We start from the raw sequence: 20,684 nt of genomic DNA, 5'->3' as shown, positions 1-20,684 counted from the left end.
GAAGGCACGGTTGGCGCCCGCGCGGATTTGGGGGGCAGCCTTTGGTCCGTCGCTATCGCCCTTGCGAAACGGGGGCAGGCTGACTAGAGCGCAGGCGATATTCTTTGACCGCATCCACCGGACATAGCCTTACCCATGCAAGACAACCGCAACACCGCCTTTGGATGGATCCTCTTCGCAGGGATCATCGCGCTCGGTTCTTCCTATCTCAGCAGCAAGGTGTTCCACGCGGACAGCCCCGAATCGCCTGAGCAGCCCGGCTATTTCATCGACGCCCCTGAAGAGGGTGCGGGCGCCGAATCCGGTCCGACTATCGCGCAGGCGCTCGCCGCCGGTTCGGCCGAAGCGGGCGAGAAGGTGTTTGCGAAATGCACCGCCTGCCACACGATCAACCAGGGCGGCGCGGCCGGTATCGGTCCCAACCTGTACGGCATCATGGGCAAGCCCATTGGCAAGCACGCGGCCGGGTTCGCCTACAGTTCCGCCCTCGCTGAGAAGGGCGGCGTGTGGGACTACGACGCCATGAACGAATGGCTGAAGAGCCCGCGCGGCTTTGCAGCCGGCACGAAGATGAGCTTCGCCGGTCTCGGCAGCATCGAAGACCGTGCGAACGTCACGCTTTACATGCTGGCCAATGGTGGCGGTCCGCCGCTGCCCGAACCCGAAGTCGAAGAAGCAGCCGTCGAAGGCGAAATCGATGGCGCGGGTGAAGGACCCGGCCCAGCGGAAGGTGCAGAGGCAAGCGCCGTCGAGGCTGCCGGCGCGATGGGAGACGAACAGCCTGTTGTCGACCAGAGCCCCGTGACCGAGGCCGACGGCTCCCAGTAAAACTGATCGTTCGATCCAGCGTTGGATCGAGGGGCGCCTAGCTGCGTCCCTTGAACCCCTGCGCCACAACATACCATTCCGAAGAACCCTTGCGGCTCGCGGGCGGCTTGGCGTGCTTGACGCTGGTGAAATGCTTCTTGAGCAGGGATAGCAGCTCGGTATCCGTGCCGCCTGCCAGAACCTTGGCCAGGAAGGTCCCGCCTTCGTCCAGCGTCTCGATCGCGAACCATGCCGCGGCCTCGACAAGACCCATCGTGCGCAGATGGTCGGTCTGCTTGTGGCCCACGGTATTGGCGGCCATGTCCGACATGACGAGATCCGGTGGGCCTTCCAGCGCCGCTTCCAGCCGCTGGGGTGCGGCATCGTCCATGAAATCCATCTGGAAAATCGTGACGCCGTCGAGCGGCTCCGTTTCCAGCAGGTCGATACCGACGATGCCGGCCTTGGGACGCTTCTTGCGCACTACCTGCGCCCAGCCGCCCGGAGCAATGCCGAGGTCAACGACCCGTTTTGCGCGCGAGAGAATGGCGAAACGCTCGTCCAGTTCCAGCAGCTTGTAGGCGGCGCGGCTGCGATAGCCGTCGGCCTTCGCCTGTTTTACGTAAGGGTCGTTCAACTGCCGCTCCAGCCAGCGGCGGCTCGATTCGGTGCGGCCCCGCGTCTTGCGAACGCGCTTGTCGGGATCCCTGCCGGACCTGCTCATTCTGCGGACCCCTGGTCGGCTGTTTGCGGCGGCGTCAGGTCGGCGGCCATCAGGCTGCGCAGGATGCCTTCGCGAATGCCCCTGTCGGCCACACCGAGTTCCGCCGTTGGCCACAGGTCGAGAATGGCCTCAAGAATGGCGCAGCCTGCAACGACCAGTTCGGCGCGGTCGTGGCCGATGCAGGGCAGGTCCGACCGCTCGGCCCAGGTCATCCCGGCAAGGCGCTGGCATATCTCGCGCATCGAATCCGATGGCACGATCAACCCGTCGACCGCCTGCCGGTCGTATTGCGGCAATTCCAGATGGAGGCTCGCCAGTGTCGTGACGGTGCCGCTGGTTCCCAGAAGGCGCGGATCGGCCTTGCGCCTCCACGGGGCGACGCGCTCTGCGAACGGTGCGAAGCTGTCGCTGACCAGCTGGCGCATCTGTGCATAGCGGCCCAGCCGGCTGGCATCGTCGTCGCCGCGCCGCGGGACGGTGTCGCTGAGCGAGACGACGCCCCACGGCACGCTCTGCCAGTCGAGAATGCGCGGCACGTTCTCGCCCGGTTCGATCAGCACCAGTTCGGTCGAGCCGCCGCCGATGTCGAAGATGACCGCGGGTCCGTGACCCTGCTCCAGCAGTACGTGGCAGCCCAGCACGGCAAGGCGCGCTTCTTCCTGAGCGCTGATGATGTCGAGGACGATGCCGGTCTCTTTCCTTACACGGTCGATGAAATCCTGTCCGTTGCTGGCCCGCCGGCACGCCTCCGTCGCGACCGACCTGGCGAGGAAGACGTTGCGGCGCCGAAGCTTGTCGGCGCAAATCGTCAACGCACCCAGCGCGCGGTCCATGGCCTTGTCGGATAGCTGCCCCGACACGGCCAGTCCCTCGCCCAGCTTCACAACGCGGCTGAAGGCGTCGATGACCGTGAAGTTCTCGCCGGAGGGGCGCGCGATCAGCAATCGGCAATTATTTGTTCCGAGGTCCAGTGCCGCATAGGCCTGCCTGCCGCGATGCCGACCGGTACGGCCGTTCGCCTGCCGTGAAGGGAGGGATGGAGGGCCGCCTCGCACATTTGCCGCAGCGCGAGTGTGCGCGCCGGTGCCGGGCGCACCTGTTGCAGGTGGTTCTGGTGGCTTCTGGTCGGGCGGCGGGGAAGGCTTGTAGCGAAAATCGGCTACGCTGCCGGACTTTATCTTCCCACCTGCGCTCGCCCTGCTGGCTTTGTCCGGCGGAATATGGTCCGCCATCTACGCATGTCTCTTTCAATTTTTCCTCTCGCCGGGCAGACGCCCTGCGAGGACCTGTCGACGATGCTAGCGTGGCTAGGCCCTGTCGGCAAGCGTGCCGCCCCTGCGCATGATGGTGACGGGTGGCGACAGGACTTGACCTACGCTGCGACCGCCCATAGATGCCGCGCCTCGCAGCAAGGTCTGCGAATGCAGTGATTCTGATCCTGCATACCGGTAATGCCCCGTCGTCTAATGGTAAGACTACGGACTCTGACTCCGTCAATTGAGGTTCGAATCCTCACGGGGCATCCATTCTCTCTAGTTGATCGAACAGGTCTACCTGGTCCCGCACCAGGCGCATCAGCTTGGCCAGGCGCGGGATGCGCGTTCGCCCATTCAAACAGATGGCCTGCAGCGGGAGGCTGCTTGGGCGCGGCATGGTGGGCACGAACAGCCGGTCGGCACGGGGAAAGGTGACCACACCGCTGCGTGGCAGGATGGTGTAGCCCAGCCCCGCCGCGACGGCCTCCGGTATCTGCCCGATCTGGTTGATGGCGGTGCGAACGGCGATGGCTTCGGACCCAGCATAGGCGGACGGAAAATTCGCCTCGAAGAGGATGTCGGCAAAAGCCTTCCCGTCGGGATGATCGACGAAACCCAGCGACTGGAGTTCGCCGAAGTCCGGCGATCTTCCTTGCCAGGCTGCGGGCAGCAGCAGGTCCAGTGGCTCGTGGCCGAGCACGGCGGTCTCGATACGCGGGTGCCGGAAGGACCCGGTGACGATGCCAAGGTCGAACTCTCCATCCACCACGCCGGCGCAGATCCGGTCGACCGGGGCGGCGGTAAGCTCGGCGCGAAGGTCCGGCGCTTCGCCCATCCACTGGATCAGCGACGGATAGAGAAGCATGGCAAAGCTGCCGGACGATGCCACGCGAACAACGCCTGCCTCCTCGTGCCCCGCAGTCAAGGTTTCCCGCAGCGCCTGCTCCTCACGCCAGCGTCTATCCGCAAGCTCGCGCAAGGCCGCGCCGGTATCGGTCAGGGTGAAGGAAGGGGCGTCCCGGTAAACCAGTTGCTGGCCGACCTGTCCCTCCAGCTTGGCAAGATGCTGCGATACGCCGGGCTGCATCATGTTCAGGCGTTTCGATGCCCGCGTGAAATGGCCTTCTTCGCAAAGAACGCGAAACGTGTGCAGCCAACGGGAACCAAGTGGAGTCATAACGAAATGTGATGACTGGCATCGGTATCGATAATTTCCAACAATCGGACGTGCGGACCATGTCGGGGGCATCGAGACACGAAACGGAGACTAGCATGACCACATCCCCCAAGACCTTTTCGCATATCGGCCTGTCAGTGCCCGACCTCGACGCTGCCGTGAAATTCTACACCGAGGTTCTCGGTCTCTACGTCATCATGGAACCGACCGAGATTACCGAGGACGACAGCCCGGTCGGCATCATGTGCACCGACGTGTTCGGCCCCGACTGGAAGCGGCTGAAGATCGCGCATCTTGTCACGGCTGACCGGATCGGCATCGAGATTTTCGAATTTCCGGACAACCATGCGCCCGACGAAAACCTCGACCACAAGCGCCATGGCACGTTCCATTTCTGCGTGCAGGATCCCGACTTGGAAACCCTGGTCGAAAAGATCGTGGCGGCTGGCGGCAAGCAACGCATGCCGATCCGGGAATATTTCCCGGGCGAGAAGCCTTATCGCATGGTTTATGTCGAAGACCCGTTCGGCATCGTCTTCGAGATCTACAGCCACAGTTACGAACTGACCTATTCGGCCGGCGCCTATTCCTGAGGTCGCCGTAGCACCGGAAGGAGGGGCAGCCATCACGGCTGCCCCTTTATTGCTGCCTTACCGGGACGTGGACAGCTCCCAGGCAAATTTCCGAAACGGTTCGTCGACCGGCGTTTCGTCGAGGTAATTGGTGTAATTGCTGTTCACCCTCAGCGAGAGGCCGGGCGCGACTTCGATTGCGGCCTAGCGCTGCCGCAGGGTGAGGGCGATCCCGCCGAGGATTATCGCGCCCCCCGCAGCAAGCCGCCAGCCGATGGGTTCGGCAAGAAAAGCCGCAGCGCCCAGTGCCGCGACCGCGGGGGTGGCGAGCTGGACGGCGCCGGTGGTGGCATGGCTCAGATAGGGAATGGTGCGATACCATATCGTGTACCCGATGCCCGAGGCCAGCGCGCCGGACGAGATCGCAAGCGTCAGTCCCCCTGCGCTGATGCTTCCCAAACTTCCCGACACAAACGCCCAGGCGAATATCGGCAGGCCAAGAAGCAGCGCCGCCCATGCGAAATTGGCGGCAGTCGCCAGTGCGGGAGCCTGCGATTTGCGCCCCCGGACGGTGTAGAGCCCCCATGCCACACCGGCGAGGGCCATGGTCAGGACCGCCTCTGTAGAGCCAGCCTGCAACGCATCTCCGCCGACCAGCACGACCAGTCCCGACATGGCAAGACCGACGCCTGCCACATCAAGCGCGCGCAGGCATCGCTCCTCTAAGAACCCGTGCGCCAGTATCGTTACCTGCACGGCGGCAAACAGGATGAGCGCGCCGGTCCCCGTGCCCAGCATGACGTATGCGAGCGCGAATGCGCCCGCATAGACGGCGAGGGATGCCACGCCCACCGGATCGGGGTTGCGCAAGGCGGCCAGGCCTTGCCCCCGAATGACGAGGGGCAACAGGATGAGCGCCCCCGATGCGAGCCGGAGCGCTGTGAAGACGAGTGCATCCATTCCGGCGCCGTCGATCGCAGCGCGCGCCAGAACCGAATTCGCGGCAAAGGCGAGGAGGGAAAGGGAGACGAGCGCTGCAAGGGTTGTCGGTTTCGGGGGCAAGGTGCCGTTCGCTCCGTTCGACGGGCAGGCGGGATTGGCCTCATGCTCCGCTATACAGCCGGGCGCTTGTCGCCAAGGATTGCGTTGCGGGACAGATGGGGTTCGAAAAGAAGGGGGGGGGCTTGGCACATCACGTCCCGCGGCTTGCCCACCGCCCCAGCGCGCCCTAGTGGAGCCTCATGACCGAGAAAGACCTGAAAGACCGCCGCTTCTACCGTGCCGAACAGGAAGCGAAGTTTTCCGAATCGTGCCCCGACGATACGCCGCAGACGCGCCATCCGGCCTATCGCCTCGCCTTCCAGGATGACGAGTTCCTCCTGCGCGAGGAATTGCGGCCGGTGCGTTTCCAGCTCGAACTGCTGAAGCCGGAAATGCTGCTGGACGAGGCCGGGGTCGGGTCGACGATGGTCATGTATGGCTCTGCGCGCATTCCCTCTCCGGAACAGGCCGAAGCCCGGCTGGAGGCGGCAAAGGATGGCGACGAATTCGAGCAGAAGGTCGCGCAGCGGCTGGCCGACAAGGCGAAATATTATGCCGAGGCGCACAAGCTGGCCAAGCTGGTGAGCGAGAAGTCCATTGTGGAAGAAGGCAAGCGCCAGTTCGTCGTCTGCACAGGGGGCGGGCCGTCGATCATGGAGGCCGGCAATCGCGGCGCCAGCGATGCCGGTGCGGAGAGCATCGGGCTGAACATCGTCCTGCCGCACGAACAGGCGCCCAACCCCTATGTCACGCCGTATCTGTCGCTCAATTTCCATTATTTCGCGCTGCGCAAGATGCATTTCCTCTTGCGTGCGCGCGCGGTCGCGGTCTTCCCCGGCGGCTTCGGCACGTTCGACGAATTTTTCGAGCTCCTGACGCTGATCCAGACCGGCAAGATGAAACCGATGCCGATCCTGCTGTTCGGCAAGGATTTCTGGACGCGTGTCGTCGATTTCGAAGCGATTGCCGAGGAAGGGACGATTTCCAGGAAGGACCTCGATCTCATCACCTGGGTTGAGACCGCCGACGAGGCGTGGGCGCATATCTCGCAGTTCTACGACCTGAATCGCTGACGCCCTAACTTTGAAGGAAAGCCGCTCCCGGGCGGCTCAGTGCTCTCCGGCCAGCCGCACCGCCTGATGCCCTAGCGGCCCGGCCCCGCTACCGAAATCGGGCGCCTTCCAGATCGCCTCGCGGACGAATTGCCGGGCGAGCCGGACGCTGTGTTCCACGTTCTGGCCGTGACCCAGCAGGGTGGCGATGGCAGCCGACAAAGTGCAGCCTGTGCCATGCGTATTGCGGCTGTAGATCCGCGCATCGGTGAAGCTGGCCATGGACCCGTCCGCCATCTGAAGCAGGTCGATCACCTGCGCGCCTTCCTTCTCTTCGTCTCCGGTATGCCCACCCTTGGCGAGGACCGCGCAGCCATGGGCCGTCGCCAGTTCCTGTGCCGCTTCCCGGGCCAGAGAGGTATCGCGCAGCTTGCGGCCTGACAGCAGCTCCAGTTCCGGCAAATTGGGTGTCAGCATCGTGGCGAGCGGGAAGAGGCGTGCGCGCATCACGTCGATCGCATCGCTTTCCAGCAGGCGCGCACCGGATGTGGCGACCATTACCGGGTCGAGGATGACGGGCAGGTCGCCGGATAGCCCCTCAAGGACGGCGGCGACGTGACTGATGATATCCGCATTCTGCAGCATCCCGATCTTGATTGCATCGACCCCGATATCGTCGATGCAGGACCGGATCTGCGCAGCAACGAATTCGCCTTCCAGCGGCGTAATGCCCTGTACTCCGATCGAGTTCTGGGCGGTGACTGCGGTGATCGCGGTCATGGCGTAGCCGCCAAGCATCGTGATCGTTTTCACGTCCGCCTGAATGCCCGCGCCGCCCGAACTGTCCGATCCGGCGATGCTCAGGATGCGGGGCGGGGGAAGACCCTGCACCTTCATGCCCCGTGCTTTCTTTCGCTGCTGGCGGGGTAGTCGGCCAGCAGGGCACGGCTGCGGATGGGGCGATCGGTCAGCTCGCCCCCGCAATTGGGGCACAAGTCGTCGAGCGTATCGGCGCACGGCGCGCAGAACGTGCATTCGAAGCTGCAAATGAACGCGCCCGGGCCGTCCGCCGGAAGGTCCGTTCCGCAGCGTTCGCAATCGGGGCGCATCTGCAGCATCAGGCTGCGTCCTTCACCGCGTCGCAGATACGGTCGACGACGCTTTCGACCTGCGCTGCATCGTCGCCTTCCGCCATGACGCGGATCAGCGGTTCCGTCCCCGATGCGCGAATGACGAGACGTCCTGCGCCGGCGAGTTCCGCCTCGGCATCGGCGATGCATTCCTTGACTGCCGCGTCGTCCAGCGGAGAACCGCCGGAATAGCGCACGTTCTTCAGCAGCTGCGGCACCGGTTCGAACTGATGCAGCAATTCGCTCGCCCGCTTGCCGGAACGCACGAGGCTGGCAAGGACGCGCAGGGCGGCGACCGATCCGTCGCCGGTGGTCGCGTGGTCGAGCAGGATCATGTGGCCCGACTGTTCGCCGCCGACATTGAAGCCGCCGCTGCGCATGCGTTCCAGCACGTAGCGGTCGCCGACCTTGGTCCGCTCCAGCGTCAGCCCCTTGTCTTCGAGGTAGCGTTCCAGGCCCAGATTGCTCATTACGGTGGCGACCAGGCCGCCGCCCTTCAGATTGCCGCGTTCGGCCATGCGGGTGGTGATGAGGGCCATCAACTGGTCGCCATCGACTTCCTTGCCCTTCTCGTCGATCACGATGAGGCGGTCGGCATCCCCGTCGAGCGCGATGCCGATATCCGCGCCCACTTCCACCACCTTCGCCTTGATCGCGTCGAGCGATGTGGAGCCGACGCCGTCATTGATGTTGGTGCCGTTGGGCGACACGCCCAGCGTGACGACTTCCGCGCCCAGTTCCCAGATGGCGGACGGTGCAACCTGGTAGGATGCGCCATTGGCGCAGTCGATCACGACCTTCAGATCATCGAATCGGATATCGTCGGCCACCGATTGCTTGATCGCGTGGATGTAGCGGCCGCGGGCGTCATCGATGCGGCGCGCCCGCCCGATCTCGCCGGCGGGAACCAGGTCCGGCTGTTCGTCGATCAGCGCCTCGATCGCCATTTCGGTATCGTCGTCCAGCTTGAACCCGGTGGGACCGAACAGCTTGATGCCGTTGTCCTGATAGGGATTGTGGCTGGCCGAGATCATGACTCCCAGATCGGCCCGCATTTCCCGCGTCAGCAGCGCAACTGCCGGGGTCGGCAGGGGGCCGGTCATGATGACATCCACCCCGACGCTGGTGAAGCCTGCGACCAGCGCGCTTTCCATCATGTAGCCCGACAGGCGGGTATCCTTGCCGATCACGACACGGTGCCGGTGATCGCCGCGGCGGAAATGGTTGCCCGCAGCCTGCGCCACGCGCATGGCTGTGGTCGCGGTCATCGCGCCTTTGTTGGTTTCCCCGCGAATGCCGTCGGTACCGAAATATTTGCGTGTCATGCGTTCCCCTGCAAAGGCCCGTTCCAGATGCGCCATTGGCTTTGCCGCGCTGTGACGCGGACGAGGCACAAAGGAAAGAGGGAAGGGGCAGTTTTGGCAAGCACGAACGACAGGCAGGGCCATGCGCAGGCTGCCCCGACCGGTGCCGACCCCGCCGCTGCCGGAACCGGCGAGGATGGCGGCCTCGTCCGGATCACGCTGCCCGTCTGGTGGACATTCGGCGGACTGGTCGCCGGCCTGGTGCTGGGCGGGCTGGTGCAGGGAAGCGGGATAGAGGATGCGGCCGCGTCCGTAGCCGCGCCTGTCGGAACGCTCTGGCTGCGCGGCCTGCAGATGACCATCATCCCGCTCGTCGCCTCGCTGCTGGTCATGGGGATCGCCCAGATGATCGCAGCGGCACGCGCCGGGGCGACAGCGCGGCGAATGCTCGGCTGGGTCTTCGTGATGCTGGTGTTCAGCGGCCTTGCCAGCGCCGTGTTCATGCCGCTGCTCCTGGATGCCTTCCCGATCTCCGAAGCCGCGACGGCGCTGCTGGCCAACGGCGCAGCCATGGAGGCTCAGGAAGTTCCGGGCCTCGGCGATTTCGTTTCCTCGCTCGTCGCGCCCAACCTTTTCGCCGCCGCGGCAGAGACGGCGATGCTGCCACTCACGCTGTTTTTCGCGGTGCTGGCGATTGCTATCACCCGCCTGCCGGACGGGCAGGGCGAAGTGTTGCTGCGCTTTTTCCGGGCGCTCGGCAACGCCATGCTGGTCATCATCGGCTGGGTCCTGTGGCTCGCCCCGCTGGGCGTGTTCGCGCTGGCATTCGGCGTTGCCCTGCGTGCAGGCGGGGACGGTGCCTTCGCCACGCTGATCCATTACATCCTGACCGTTTCGGCCATGGGCGGGATCGTGCTGCTGGCGGCCTATGGTCTCGCGGTGACGATCGGACGCATCGGGCCTGTGCGATTTGCCCGCGCCGTGCTGCCCGCGCAGGCGGTCGCCATCAGCACGCAAAGCTCTCTCGCCAGCCTGCCCGCCATGCTCGACAGTGCGTGGCGGCTGCGTCTGAGGGAAGACACGGCCGATTTCGTCCTTCCTCTGGCGGTCGCCATTTTCCGTGCGACCAGCCCGGCGATGAACATGGCGGTCGCGATCTATGTCGCGACGCTGGTGGGTATCGAACTGACCCCGCTGACCCTGGCCACGGGCATCGCGGTAGCCTTTATCATCAGCGTCGGTTCGGTCAGCCTGCCCGGCTCCATCAGCTTCGTCATCTCGATCGGCCCCATCGCACTGGCCATGGGCGTGCCGATCGAACCGCTGGCGCTGCTGGTCGCGGTGGAAATGCTGCCCGACATCATGCGAACACTGGCCAATGTGACCATGAATGTCGCAGTGACGGCGGCAACCGATCGCGGCGCTGGAGAGACCGGCGTATCGGAACAGGAAAATTGAGACCACCTGCAACCACCGGCCTTCCGGAGCGTTGCTATCCCGAACCTTTCATCCCCGTTCAGTCCACGGGCCCATCAAACCAAGGGAGAACCATCCATGGCTTTCGAAGTAACTCCGCTGCCTTATGAAGATACCGCACTGGCTCCGGCCGTATCGGCCGAAACGCTGAGCTATCATCATGGCAAGCATCACAAGGCTTATATCGACAAGACCAATACCGCGATCGAGGGCACGGACCACGCGGACAAGAGCCTGATCGAAGTCATCTCCGCCGCACGCGGCAGCGACCAGGGCCTGTTCAACAACAGTGCGCAGAGCTGGAACCACGGCTTCTACTGGCACTCCATGGCTGCCGACGGCGGCGAGCCGACCGACGAGTTGAAGTCGATGATCGACGACAGCTTCGGCTCGGTCGACGAACTCAAGAGCCAGCTGCAGGAACGCGGTGCCGGTCACTTCGCCAGTGGTTGGGTCTGGCTCGCGGAGAAGGGCGGCAAGCTGACGATCGAGGAAACGCATGACGGCGACACGCTGGCCGACAAGGACGGCGTCAATCCGCTCCTCGTGATCGACCTGTGGGAACACGCCTATTATCTCGATCACCAGAATGCGCGTCCGGCCTATCTGAAGGCCGTGACCGAGAACAAGCTCAACTGGAGCTTCGCCTCGGAGAACCTGACGCGCGGTTCGACCTGGAGCTACAACAGCTAAATCTCGTCCACTGATCGAGAAAAGCCCGCCCGGAGACGATCCGGGCGGGCTTTTTCATGTGCGTAGCAGGCTGGGGTCTGGCACCGCCAACGCGGCCGTGCGGTAGCGGTCAGGCGGGTTTGTCCTGTACCGGCTGTTCCTCGCCCAATGTCATGATGTCGTGATTGAACAGCGGTTCCCCGAACACGAAGCCGACCAGGTTGGGCCTGCCGACATGGTCGAAGAACGCGGTCAGCATCAGCAGGATCGGCACGGACAGCAGCGCACCGAACACACCCCAGATCCAGCTGAAATAGGAAAAGGCGATCAGGATCATCACCGGGTTCATGGTAAAGCGCGCCCCCAGGATCGACGGCGTTACGATGTTTGCCTCGATCGTATGAAGGACGAGATAGGCGGCAGCCGGAATGATGCCCAGCAGGACGGTGTCGCTCGTCCCGACACCGAACAGGGTCAGCACCACCGTCATGGCGAGTGGCCCGATATAGGGAATGAAGTTGCACAGCGTCGCCAGCCCGCCCCACATCAGTGGCGCTTCCACACCGAGCGCCCATGCGCCGGCGGCCACGATCACACCGACGCCGATGTTGATCCAGGCGACCGTCAGGATGTAGCTTGCCACCTTGTCCTGCACTTCGCGAAGGACGCGCGCAGCCTTGAGGCTGGTGCCGAAGCTCGCGCGCCCGAACAGCAGGTTGCGGCGCAGGCGAATGCGGGCCTCGACCATGAAATACGCCATCAGGAAGGTCAGCAGCACCTTCAGCACCACGTTCGGCGCGCCGATGGCGAGCTGCTCGAAAATGCTGGGTCCGGCCAGCGTGACCTCGTTCGTACCGGTATAGCCGACCGCTTCCGCGAACCGGTCGTTTGCGGCGGCAAGCCAGGCGAACCTGTCGCGCAGTTCGGTAAATCGCGCGGCAACCTGGTCGGCAAGGCGCGGCAATTCGTCGAACAGGGCAATGGCAGGTTGCAGGATTACCGCAAACGCCAGCAGCACGATGGCGAAGAACACCAGCAACGACAGGAGCGATGCCAGCGTGTTCGGCACGCCCCATCCCGCCAGCTTGTCGGCGAGGGGGGCCAGCAGGATCGAAAGGATGATCGCCGTGGTCAGCGGGAGAAACACGACCGACCCGATCGACAGGACGAAGGGCAGGGCGAGAAACAGCCCCATGCCGATCAGCAGGACGAGCGTGCTGATCAGGCGCAGTTCCTGCTGCGCAAACCCCATCCGCCGCCGCGTCGGCGGTTCGTCGTCGCTGCCGGGTACTGGCGGGGAAGGTTCGACTGGCGTGCTCATGCAGACGGGAATAACACGGGCCGGCCTTTCAGCGCGAACCCCGCCTTGTCAGTTGTTCGCCGCCGCGATGCCATTGCCCGCAGCCACATCGTCCAGCTCTTCCAGGATTGCGCGATGCGCGGTGTCGTCGTCGATCGAGCGATTGGGAATGTTGCCCTCGGTCAGCATCGTGTTCAAGGCCGACCGCGCACGGCCAACCCGGCTCTTGATCGTACCGACGGCGCAGCCGCAGATATTGGCCGCTTCTTCATAGGAGAAACCACCCGCACCGACCAGCAACAGCGCCTCGCGCCGTTCCGGCGGCAGGGTCAGCAGCGCGCGGTGCATGTCCGACAGGTGCACCGGCTCTTCCTGCCCGGCAGGCGCGGTAAGGATACGTTCGGCCACCCCTTCGTCATATTCGCCGCGGAACCGGTTGCGCCGCATGTCCGTCAGATAGGCATTGCGCAGGATGACGAAGGTCCAGGCGCGCATGGACGTGCCGGGTTCGAACCGTTCCTGCGCGGCCCAGGCTTTCATCAGGGCTTCCTGAACGAGATCGTCGGCCATGTCCGGCCGCCCGCACAGACCGCGAGCAAAGGCGCGCAGGTGCGGGACCACTTCCTCCAGCTCGCGCTTGAAATCGGCCTTCTCGGAGGCCGTGCGCTTCGTTTCGCTCATTTGGAATCGTCCAGCTTCGAGAGAAGATCCTTGAAGCTGTCCGGAAGCGGCTCGTCGACCACTGAATCGTAAAGCTGCCTCAATCCGTTGGCCCATTGCGGGTCCTTGGCCTGCCGTGCCGTGGTTTTCGTGGCAGCAGGTTCTGTAGTTTTCTTGTCGTTCACCAACACGCCCTTCGGTGCGGGGCCTCGTACCAATCCCGTTGCGGGAGACCCTGTTTCAAACTGTCCGAGCCTTCGGAACGAATGCCCTGATGCATGGTTCCCCGTTGCATGCGCGAGGAAATCATACCACTCTCGCGCCCGGTTACAGCGTCGACCTGCGAATAACAACGAGCACCTACTTGTCCCAGCACAATGCAACTCAAAACCGCAGGACCAGGCGCTGGTTGGTGCAATACCCTCGCGCATTGCCGGTAGCGATCTTCCTGCTGATCGCAGCCATTACCGCGGTCAGTGTCTGGGCGATCGAACGCGGCGACAGGGCGAGCGAGCAGGCGCGGCTGGCAAGAACCGCGGAAGCCATCTCGTCGGCTCTGGACAGGCGTGGCAACACGACGAGTTCCTATCTGCGCGCCGGGGCCGCCCTGTTCTCCACGGTCGAAGGCGTGCCGGCACCCTTGTTCAGGCGCTTCGTCGCCGAATTGCGGCTCGATGCCGATTATCGTGCGGCAGAAGGCATCGGCTGGGCAGAGCACCTGACAGCTGGCGAAGTCGTCCCGTTCGAGGCCCGGCTACGGGAAGAACAGATCGGCTTTCGAGGCGTCACGCCCTATCCGCCCCAGGACCCTGAAAACATCGTGCCGGTAACTTTTCTCCAGCCCGATACGCAGCGCAACAGGCGCGCGCTCGGCTATGACATGTGGTCCGAACCGGTGCGACGCATAGCGATGCAGGAAGCGCTTCGAAATGCGCGGCCAACCGCCAGCGGCAAGGTCGTGCTGAAGCAGGAAGGCGGCGGCGATGCCCCCGGTTTCCTGGTCTACATGCCCGTATTCGAAGCCGGCACCCGTCAATTGAAAGGCTTCTTTTACAGCCCCTTCTCGGCACAGGATTTCCTGGAGTCCATCGCGCTGGCGGAAGACATCGGCGGCAGGGGGGTCCAGCTTTACGACGGACAGGCGGAGCCCACGAACCTGCTTGCCTCGATCACCCCCGAGCCCGCGACCGGCTGGTATGCAACGCAGGAATTTCGCCTCGCCAACCGGCCGATGACGCTGCAGGTGGAATCGACCCGGGGCAATTCCCTGTCTCTCCTCTCGATGCTGACCTTCCTGTTCGGTCTGTCGGTTGCCAGCCTGTCGATGCTGGTTGCCCGTCTGTTGACCCAGCAGGCACATGAGGACCAGGCATCGCTGGATTATTTCGCCGAGCAGAATTCCATCCGCAATTCGCTGACGCGGGAGCTGAACCACCGGGTGAAGAACACGTTGGCGAACGTTCTGTCGATTGTTTCGCTCACCCGCCGCAGGGCCACCGACCTAGAAGACTTTGCCGACGGCCTCGACGGACGTATCCGGGCGCTGTCGGCCACGCACGACCTCCTGACGAAGTCGCAATGGGGCACGACCCCCATCTGCGACGTGGTGCAGACCGAAATGGCACCATATGCGGAATCGGAGGAGGTCGGACTCCATCTCGAAGGTCCTGACGTGGAGCTGGCACCGAACGATGCGCTTTCTTTTGGTCTGGCCATCCATGAACTGGCGACCAATGCGTCGAAATACGGCGCGCTCAGCCAGCCCGGCGGGGACGTCTCGGTCACGTGGTCGCTGGTCGAGGACAAGCTCGCCCGGATCGACTGGGTCGAGACCGGAGGGCCGCCCGTATCGCAGGATCGCAAGCGCGGTTTCGGGACCGACCTCATCGAGAAGATCGTGGCCCACGAACTCAAGCATCCGGTGAAGCTGGAATTCCACCCTGAAGGGGTACGTTGCCAATTGCACGTACCGGTACGCAAACTGTCCGCCTTCGCAATGCGGGCGCGCGGGAAGAACAGCGCGGATACGCGCGCGCACGAAGTCGTCGACGAGATATTGTCGGGCCGAAAGAAGGACTAGGTTCCGGGCCGGTCCATCAATCGGTTCTGCTCATACGAAAAGCCCGCCGGACGTATCCACGTCCGGCGGGCTTTCTGGTTGGTTGCGAAGCGATAGCCGGTCAGTCGAGAGGCTTGCTCGAATTGAAGAACAGCGCCTGGCTGATCGCGGCGCGAACCGTTGCTTCCTGGAACGGCTTCGTGACCAGATAGGTCGGCTCGGGGCGATCGCCGGTGAGCAGGCGCTCCGGATAGGCCGTGATGAAGATCACCGGTACATTGCTGATGGCCAGGATGTCATCGACCGCGTCGAGGCCGCTGGAACCGTCGGCCAGCTGGATATCCGCAAGGACGAGACCCGGAGTTTCCTTCGCCACGACTTCCTGCGCCTGCGTGCGCGTCGCCGCAGTGCCGCAGATGTCGTGACCAAGGCCCCGCACGAGGTCTTCGAGCTGCATGGAGATCAGCGGTTCGTCTTCGATGATGAGGACGTTGGTGCTCGATTCCCGGTCGATTTCGGCAACCGCGTCCTGCACCATCGTCTCGACCTCTTCCTCGCTCAGGTCCATCACCTGCGCGGCTTCCTCGATAGAGAAATCTTCCAGAGTGGTCAGCAGCAGCGCCTGGCGGTTCAGCGGCGTGACCGAGGCGAGCCTTTCATGTGCCGCGACTTCGTGGTCGCCCGTCGCCCCGCCGGTGCCGGCCGTGTCGATGTCGGTTTCGACCGATGCGCTGGACCAGATCTTGTTGAAGGCACGGTACAGTGCCACGCGGCCTTCACCCAGCGAAGACTTGAGCTCGTCATCGGCCAGCGCCGCTTCGAGCGTCTGGCGGACGAAGGCATCGCCCGTCGACTGGGCCCCGGTCAGCGCGCGCGCATAGCGGCGCAGATAAGGCAGGTTGGCAGCAACATTTTCACCGAGCGACATATATTTCCTTCCCTAATTCGGCTGGCAATTCGCAGCCGACAGATTGCGCGCGTTCAACGTGCCGACAACCGGTCGGTTCCTTCAGACGTCCGGGTCCTTACAGATTGTTCGCCCGATTTGACAATCGGTTCGCTTTAGGGGCTAAAGGGCAGACACTGATTGGCCGCAATTCCCGCGCAAGAACGGGAACTGCGGGGGGTGAACAGGATCGTGATGGATACGCAAATCGTTCGGTGCAGGGAATGCCCGCTGCAGGGCTGCGATACATTTCGTCCGCTGTCCGAAGACAAACTGGAATATCTCGAGAGCTTCAAGCAGGGCGAAGCCGTCTTCCGCAAGGGCGAGATGATCATGTCGCAGGGTGGCAAGGCCCCGCACCTGCACACCGTACTTTCAGGCATGCTCATACGGTACCGTTCGCTGGACGACGGACGCCGGCAGATCGTGAACTTCATGTTCCCCGGCGACCTCCTCGGCTTGCAGGGTGCGTTCGACGACGATCTCTCCCATTCGGTGGAGGCCCTGATCGACGCCCGTCTCTGCGTATTCCCGCGCAACGATTTCCATCGCTTGATGGGCGCGCATCCCCGGCTGGGCTACGATCTGGTATGGCTGGCGGCGAAAGAGGAAACCGCACTCGAAGGGCACCTGGTATCGGTCGGGCAGCGAACCGCGCGGGAGCGGGTGACCTATCTCGCGGTCTGGCTTCTCGACCGTGCGCTGGCGACCGGGGTGGCCGATGACAGCAACCGCCTCGAACTCCCAATCACGCAGGCACAGATCGCCGACATGCTTGGCCTGTCGCTGGTCCACACCAATCGGACCCTGAAATCACTCAGGGAAGAGGGGCTGGTCGACTGGGCGCCCGGAAACCTGTCGGTTCCCGATATGGATAAGGCCTGCAAGTTTGCGCAATACACCCAGATAGACAGCAAAAGACCGTTTATTTAGCCGTAATATCAGCGCCTTGTGAATTTTTTCGCTTTTTGCGCATCGTGCCTGGGAACCCCATCAGGGGCCGCGCATTCTCTTAATATCACCGCCGAGACCCCCCTCCCGTCCAAGCGGCAGTGATACGATCCCGAGGCCTCCACCCGATTAAATTCGAGTGGAGGCCTCCTTTTTATCCGGCTTCCTGACAGGCGAACGCGATAAGTGCGCGAGGGCTTTCGCGCCTGTCCGAAAATCGGAATTACGTGACGTAATCGACCCGGTGACAGGGATCGAGCCCGCTTTTCCTTCAGCGGCGAAGGCGGCTGAGCAGGCCGGCTTTCTTGCGCTTCGCGGTTTCCTCGCCGGCTGCAAGGCCGAGCAATTGCTCGGGTGCGTAGGGCTTGGTCAGGACCGCGCCCATTTCCGCAATCGCGGGCGGGATGTCCTCCGGCGACCCGGTCGAGAAGATGATGCGCGGCGGATTTGGTCCGATCGTGTCGACCAGTTCCGCAATTGCCCAGCCATCGTGCCTGTCGGCGAGATGGACATCGAGGATGATGACATCGGGCTTGTGCCTGCGAAGCGCATCGAGTGCCTGCGCCGTTGAGGACACGACCGTCACGCTTTTCGCGCCGGCGTCTTCCAGCGTCGTCTCGATCGACAGGGCCAGCAATGCGTCGTCCTCGACCACGAGGACGTGGCCGGGCGAGCTGTACTTTGCTGGGCCGGACATGTCCGTCATGACGCGAGAAATTCCCATCGTCCCGCGTGGATCGCAGGCTCTATGATGTCGAACAGGATGCGTCCCGTTTTGTTCCCTCTCCGGCCTGTCAGAAGGGGGGATTTGCTCCTGCTCAGAGAGCCTTGTTGAAAATCACGTATTCGCGGTTGATGTCGGATTCGATGGCATCGGCGATGGCGATCATGCCCTGGTTGTCGTCCAGCACCCAGCCCACTTCCCCGCGGGTCGATCCGTAAAGGCCGGTCGCCTGTTCGCGAATATCCTCGATCATCATGAAGGCGAGCTGGCTGGCCGTGCGCGAATTGTGCAGGTCGCTCGACACACCCATCAGCGGCACGCGCATTCCGGCACCCTGCGGGTTCTTCAGCCAGCGAAGAAGGTGGAACCAGCCGAAGGGGAACAATTTCCCGTCGATCTTCGCCATGATGTCGTTCATGTTCGGGAATGTCAGCATGAACGCGACCGGCTTCCCATCGATTTCGGCAATGCGGTTGAGCGGCGCCTTGATTATCGGTTTCAGTTTCTTGCCGGCATAGGCCACTTCGGCCGGGGTGAAGGGCACGAAACCCCAGTTTGCGGACCACGCATCGTTCAGGATCCCTAGGATTGTTTCGATCTCCTTGCCGTAGGAATCGAGATCGACCGGACGCACGGTGATCTTCTCGCTGCGCTTGCCGGACTTGATGATGCGCTGGATCAGCGGGGAGAACGGCCGATCAATGTCCAGACTATAGGTCAGCAGGCTCTTCTCGTGAGTGTAGCCTGCGTCCTCCACCCACGCGCGGTAATGGGCCGGGTGGTGGCCCATCATGATCATCGGCGGATGGTCCTGTCCCTTGACCAGCAGGCCGGGCTCTTCCCAGATCGAGAGCGAGATCGGCCCCAATACGCGGGTCATGCCCTGTTCGCGCAGCCAGTTTTCTGCTGCATGGAGAAGCGCGTGGGCGGTTTCCTGGTCTTCTGCATCGAAATAGCCGAACATGCCAGTTCCCGGGCCAAGCCCCTGTTCCGGCGAAATTTCCAGCGCGAGGTGATCGATCTGCGCGCTGATCCGTCCGACCGGCTTGCCGCCGCGCATGGCCAGGAACAGCTGGACACTCGCGTGTTCGAAGAAGGGGTTGCGCTCCGGGTCGACCAGTTCGATCTGCTCGGACCGCAACTGGGGGACGGAATGAGGAAGCCGTGCGGCAAAGGCGCGGCCGAGGTCGACAAACGCCGCGCGGTCCCGCTTCCCTGCCTTGCCCTTGTCCGCAAGGGCGCGAATGCTTATTTCATTGCCGTCCATGGTGGCAGGCCTCTTGTGGGTGTTCAGCTTGAGTTAGGCCCTGTTCCGGCAGGGAAGCTCTTGTCAAGCAGCCGGCGGCCTGCGGACCTTCGTAACGGACCTTTCGGCCCATGGTCCTTAGCCGACATGACCGGGCCGCTCGATTGCTGTAAGGCATACCCCCATACAACCGGACGTAACGCATGAGTTTGCAACAAAGCCTAGATCCTGTCGCATCCGCTTCCGCTCCTGCCGGAGGAGCGACCGTGCGCGCGCCGATCGCCGATGACAAGGCGATGCTGCGCGCGGCCCGCGACCTGACGAAGGATCTGTACGAGGCAAAGGGCGCGATCTACTGGCCCGACATGCTGCTGTCGGCAGGCACGGGCTACGCCGCTATTGCCGGGGCGATCCTGACGCAGAACGCCGCGCTCGCCGTTGTCCTCGGGGTGATCGGTGCGCTGGCGCTCTACCGCGCCCTGATGTTCATTCACGAATTGACCCACGTCCGGAAAGGTTCACTGCCCGGATTTCGGCTGGGCTGGAACCTCGTCGTCGGTATCCCTCTCCTGACGCCATCCTTCATGTATGAAGGCGTCCACGTCATCCATCACAAGCGCACGCAATACGGCACGGTGGAAGATCCCGAATATTTGCCCTTGGCGTTGATGAAGCCGTGGACCCTGCCGGTCTTCGTCATCGTCGCCTTGCTGGCACCCATCGCGCTGATGTTTCGCTTCGCTGTCCTGGTTCCGCTGGGGGCGATCCTGCCGCCGGTGCGCCGGATCGTTTGGCAGCGCTTTTCCGCGCTGTCGATCAATCCGGAATTCCGCCGTCGCCCGCCCGAAGGCGAACTGACCCGCCGGGTGTTCTGGCAGGAGCTGGGCGGTTTCGTGTGGAGCTGGGTTCTCATCGGCAGCGTCTTCGTGCTGGGCTGGAAGCCATTGCTGGTCGCACTGGCCATTCTGTCGCTGACAGCGGTTCTGAACCAGCTGCGAACTCTTGTCGCCCATCTATGGGAGAACGAAGGCGAGCCGATGACGGTCACCGCCCAGTTCCTCGACAGCGTGAATGTTCCCCCGCCGGGCCGCATTGCCGAGATCTGGGCGCCCGTGGGCCTGCGCTATCACGCGCTTCACCATTTGATGCCGTCCATGCCGTACCACTCCCTGCCAGAGGCGCATCGCCGTCTTCACGGCGAACTGGGAGCGGAATCGAGCTACCGTCAGGCCAACCATCCCGGCATGGTGTTCCTCGTCGGGAAGATCGCCCGCAACACGATGAGCCGGGGGCGGATGCCGCGTTAAATCCGGTTAATCCTCGTTTTCGCCCTCGACCGGCACTTCATCTCCCGACGCCATCGCATCGACCTGCTCATCCGGACCGCCGGTAATGGACGTGTTGTCCGGAACGGGTTCGGATGCGCTGTCGCCCTGCGGCACGGGTGCCGGCAGTTCGCTCTCGTAGGACGTATCGACTTCCGGTTCCTCGCTACAGCCAGCCAGAGCCAAGGCGGCGATTGCGGTGACGGAGGCGGGGATCAGGGCGAAGCTTTTCATGGCACATATCCTTTCGGCGTTCGCCTGC

The 20,684-nt window shown here is 63.4% G+C and carries 22 protein-coding genes and 1 tRNA gene; 9 read left to right on the top strand and 14 right to left on the bottom strand.

The window, feature by feature from the left end; all coding sequences use genetic code 11:
• Positions 1-135: 135 nt before the first annotated feature.
• Positions 136-828, top strand: a complete 693-nt coding sequence (locus tag ACGHJ7_RS08955) for a c-type cytochrome (protein WP_390476500.1) — start codon at positions 136-138, stop codon at positions 826-828.
• A 37-nt stretch (positions 829-865) separates the two neighbouring features.
• Here the strand turns inward: ACGHJ7_RS08955 and ACGHJ7_RS08950 are convergent, their stop codons facing one another.
• Positions 866-1,531 (bottom strand): RlmE family RNA methyltransferase, encoded by a 666-nt coding sequence (locus ACGHJ7_RS08950; protein ID WP_390476498.1) that lies wholly within the window; start codon positions 1,529-1,531, stop codon positions 866-868.
• The gene (locus tag ACGHJ7_RS08945; protein ID WP_390476497.1) at positions 1,528-2,763 is read right to left on the bottom strand and encodes a Ppx/GppA phosphatase family protein; all 1,236 of its coding nucleotides are present in this window, start codon (positions 2,761-2,763) and stop codon (positions 1,528-1,530) included. The genes ACGHJ7_RS08950 and ACGHJ7_RS08945 overlap by 4 nt, the downstream gene beginning before the upstream one ends.
• Positions 2,764-2,983: 220 nt before the next feature.
• On the opposite strand from ACGHJ7_RS08945, the gene ACGHJ7_RS08940 reads away from it, so the two are divergent.
• Positions 2,984-3,057: transfer RNA gene (locus tag ACGHJ7_RS08940), tRNA-Gln, on the top strand.
• Here the strand turns inward: ACGHJ7_RS08940 and ACGHJ7_RS08935 are convergent.
• Complete coding sequence (locus ACGHJ7_RS08935; RefSeq protein ID WP_390476495.1) at positions 3,044-3,964, bottom strand: LysR family transcriptional regulator; 921 nt, start codon at positions 3,962-3,964, stop codon at positions 3,044-3,046. The genes ACGHJ7_RS08940 and ACGHJ7_RS08935 overlap by 14 nt on opposite strands.
• Positions 3,965-4,059: 95 nt before the next feature.
• Between ACGHJ7_RS08935 and ACGHJ7_RS08930 the strand changes: the two genes are divergently transcribed.
• On the top strand, positions 4,060-4,557 hold the full coding sequence (locus tag ACGHJ7_RS08930) for a lactoylglutathione lyase family protein (RefSeq protein ID WP_390476494.1): 498 nt from the start codon (positions 4,060-4,062) through the stop codon (positions 4,555-4,557).
• Between the two features lie 183 nt (positions 4,558-4,740).
• On the opposite strand, the gene ACGHJ7_RS08925 is transcribed toward ACGHJ7_RS08930, so the two are convergent.
• Entirely contained in the window at positions 4,741-5,598 is an 858-nt protein-coding gene (locus ACGHJ7_RS08925; RefSeq protein ID WP_390476492.1) for a DMT family transporter, read from the bottom strand.
• A gap of 179 nt (positions 5,599-5,777) precedes the next feature.
• On the opposite strand from ACGHJ7_RS08925, the gene ACGHJ7_RS08920 reads away from it, so the two are divergent.
• Positions 5,778-6,650: an LOG family protein gene (locus ACGHJ7_RS08920; RefSeq protein WP_390476491.1), complete on the top strand. Its 873-nt coding sequence runs from the start codon at positions 5,778-5,780 to the stop codon at positions 6,648-6,650.
• A 36-nt stretch (positions 6,651-6,686) separates the two neighbouring features.
• Here ACGHJ7_RS08920 and thiD read toward each other — a convergent pair whose 3' ends face one another.
• From thiD to glmM, 3 genes are read right to left on the bottom strand one after another with little or no spacing between them, the layout of a single operon-like run.
• Positions 6,687-7,526: a bifunctional hydroxymethylpyrimidine kinase/phosphomethylpyrimidine kinase gene (thiD, locus tag ACGHJ7_RS08915; protein ID WP_390476489.1), complete on the bottom strand. Its 840-nt coding sequence runs from the start codon at positions 7,524-7,526 to the stop codon at positions 6,687-6,689.
• Positions 7,523-7,747 (bottom strand): DUF1272 domain-containing protein, encoded by a 225-nt coding sequence (locus ACGHJ7_RS08910; protein WP_390476487.1) that lies wholly within the window; start codon positions 7,745-7,747, stop codon positions 7,523-7,525. The genes thiD and ACGHJ7_RS08910 overlap by 4 nt, the downstream gene beginning before the upstream one ends.
• Entirely contained in the window at positions 7,747-9,084 is a 1,338-nt protein-coding gene (glmM, locus tag ACGHJ7_RS08905; protein WP_390476485.1) for a phosphoglucosamine mutase, read from the bottom strand. Before glmM ends, ACGHJ7_RS08910 begins: the two co-directional genes overlap by 1 nt.
• 192 nt (positions 9,085-9,276) lie before the next feature.
• Here glmM and ACGHJ7_RS08900 point away from each other — a divergent pair, with 192 nt between their 5' ends.
• Both ACGHJ7_RS08900 and ACGHJ7_RS08895 read left to right on the top strand, forming a co-directional pair.
• A complete protein-coding gene (locus ACGHJ7_RS08900) occupies positions 9,277-10,521 on the top strand; it encodes a dicarboxylate/amino acid:cation symporter (RefSeq protein WP_390476618.1) in 1,245 nt (414 codons plus the stop codon).
• 96 nt (positions 10,522-10,617) lie between these two features.
• Positions 10,618-11,232, top strand: coding sequence for a superoxide dismutase (locus ACGHJ7_RS08895; RefSeq protein WP_390476483.1), 615 nt, complete (start codon positions 10,618-10,620; stop codon positions 11,230-11,232).
• A 109-nt stretch (positions 11,233-11,341) separates the two neighbouring features.
• Here ACGHJ7_RS08895 and ACGHJ7_RS08890 read toward each other — a convergent pair whose 3' ends face one another.
• Genes ACGHJ7_RS08890 through ACGHJ7_RS08880 form a run of 3 tightly spaced genes read right to left on the bottom strand, consistent with a single transcriptional unit; the run spans position 11,342 to position 13,356 of the window.
• Positions 11,342-12,532 carry an AI-2E family transporter gene (locus ACGHJ7_RS08890; RefSeq protein ID WP_390476481.1) on the bottom strand — a complete coding sequence of 397 codons (1,191 nt, stop codon included), beginning with the start codon at positions 12,530-12,532 and terminating at the stop codon, positions 11,342-11,344.
• Positions 12,533-12,580: 48 nt separating this feature from the next.
• A complete protein-coding gene (locus ACGHJ7_RS08885) occupies positions 12,581-13,192 on the bottom strand; it encodes a sigma-70 family RNA polymerase sigma factor (protein ID WP_390476479.1) in 612 nt (203 codons plus the stop codon).
• Positions 13,189-13,356, bottom strand: coding sequence for a NepR family anti-sigma factor (locus tag ACGHJ7_RS08880; protein ID WP_390476477.1), 168 nt, complete (start codon positions 13,354-13,356; stop codon positions 13,189-13,191). Before ACGHJ7_RS08880 ends, ACGHJ7_RS08885 begins: the two co-directional genes overlap by 4 nt.
• A 227-nt stretch (positions 13,357-13,583) precedes the next feature.
• Here ACGHJ7_RS08880 and ACGHJ7_RS08875 point away from each other — a divergent pair, with 227 nt between their 5' ends.
• On the top strand, positions 13,584-15,251 hold the full coding sequence (locus ACGHJ7_RS08875) for a CHASE domain-containing protein (protein WP_390476475.1): 1,668 nt from the start codon (positions 13,584-13,586) through the stop codon (positions 15,249-15,251).
• A 100-nt stretch (positions 15,252-15,351) separates the two neighbouring features.
• Here ACGHJ7_RS08875 and ACGHJ7_RS08870 read toward each other — a convergent pair whose 3' ends face one another.
• Positions 15,352-16,158, bottom strand: a complete 807-nt coding sequence (locus ACGHJ7_RS08870; RefSeq protein WP_390476473.1) for a response regulator — start codon at positions 16,156-16,158, stop codon at positions 15,352-15,354.
• 213 nt (positions 16,159-16,371) lie between these two features.
• Between ACGHJ7_RS08870 and ACGHJ7_RS08865 the strand changes: the two genes are divergently transcribed.
• Positions 16,372-17,109, top strand: coding sequence for a Crp/Fnr family transcriptional regulator (locus ACGHJ7_RS08865; RefSeq protein ID WP_390476471.1), 738 nt, complete (start codon positions 16,372-16,374; stop codon positions 17,107-17,109).
• 289 nt (positions 17,110-17,398) lie between these two features.
• On the opposite strand, the gene ACGHJ7_RS08860 is transcribed toward ACGHJ7_RS08865, so the two are convergent.
• Both ACGHJ7_RS08860 and ACGHJ7_RS08855 read right to left on the bottom strand, forming a co-directional pair.
• A complete protein-coding gene (locus ACGHJ7_RS08860) occupies positions 17,399-17,833 on the bottom strand; it encodes a response regulator (RefSeq protein WP_390476469.1) in 435 nt (144 codons plus the stop codon).
• 112 nt (positions 17,834-17,945) lie between these two features.
• On the bottom strand, positions 17,946-19,118 hold the full coding sequence (locus ACGHJ7_RS08855; RefSeq protein ID WP_390476467.1) for an N-acetyltransferase: 1,173 nt from the start codon (positions 19,116-19,118) through the stop codon (positions 17,946-17,948).
• Between the two features lie 182 nt (positions 19,119-19,300).
• Here ACGHJ7_RS08855 and ACGHJ7_RS08850 point away from each other — a divergent pair, with 182 nt between their 5' ends.
• Positions 19,301-20,404, top strand: coding sequence for a fatty acid desaturase family protein (locus tag ACGHJ7_RS08850; RefSeq protein WP_390476465.1), 1,104 nt, complete (start codon positions 19,301-19,303; stop codon positions 20,402-20,404).
• A 6-nt stretch (positions 20,405-20,410) separates the two neighbouring features.
• On the opposite strand, the gene ACGHJ7_RS08845 is transcribed toward ACGHJ7_RS08850, so the two are convergent.
• Positions 20,411-20,656, bottom strand: coding sequence for a hypothetical protein (locus ACGHJ7_RS08845; RefSeq protein ID WP_390476463.1), 246 nt, complete (start codon positions 20,654-20,656; stop codon positions 20,411-20,413).
• Between the last annotated feature and the right edge of the window lie 28 nt (positions 20,657-20,684).

The sequence above is a fragment of the Altererythrobacter sp. MTPC7 genome, assembly GCF_042851395.1.
Lineage (GTDB): Bacteria > Pseudomonadota > Alphaproteobacteria > Sphingomonadales > Sphingomonadaceae > CAJXSN01.
The sequence above is the reverse complement of the archived record's forward strand: the minus strand, read 5'-3'. Positions and strand labels throughout refer to the sequence as shown.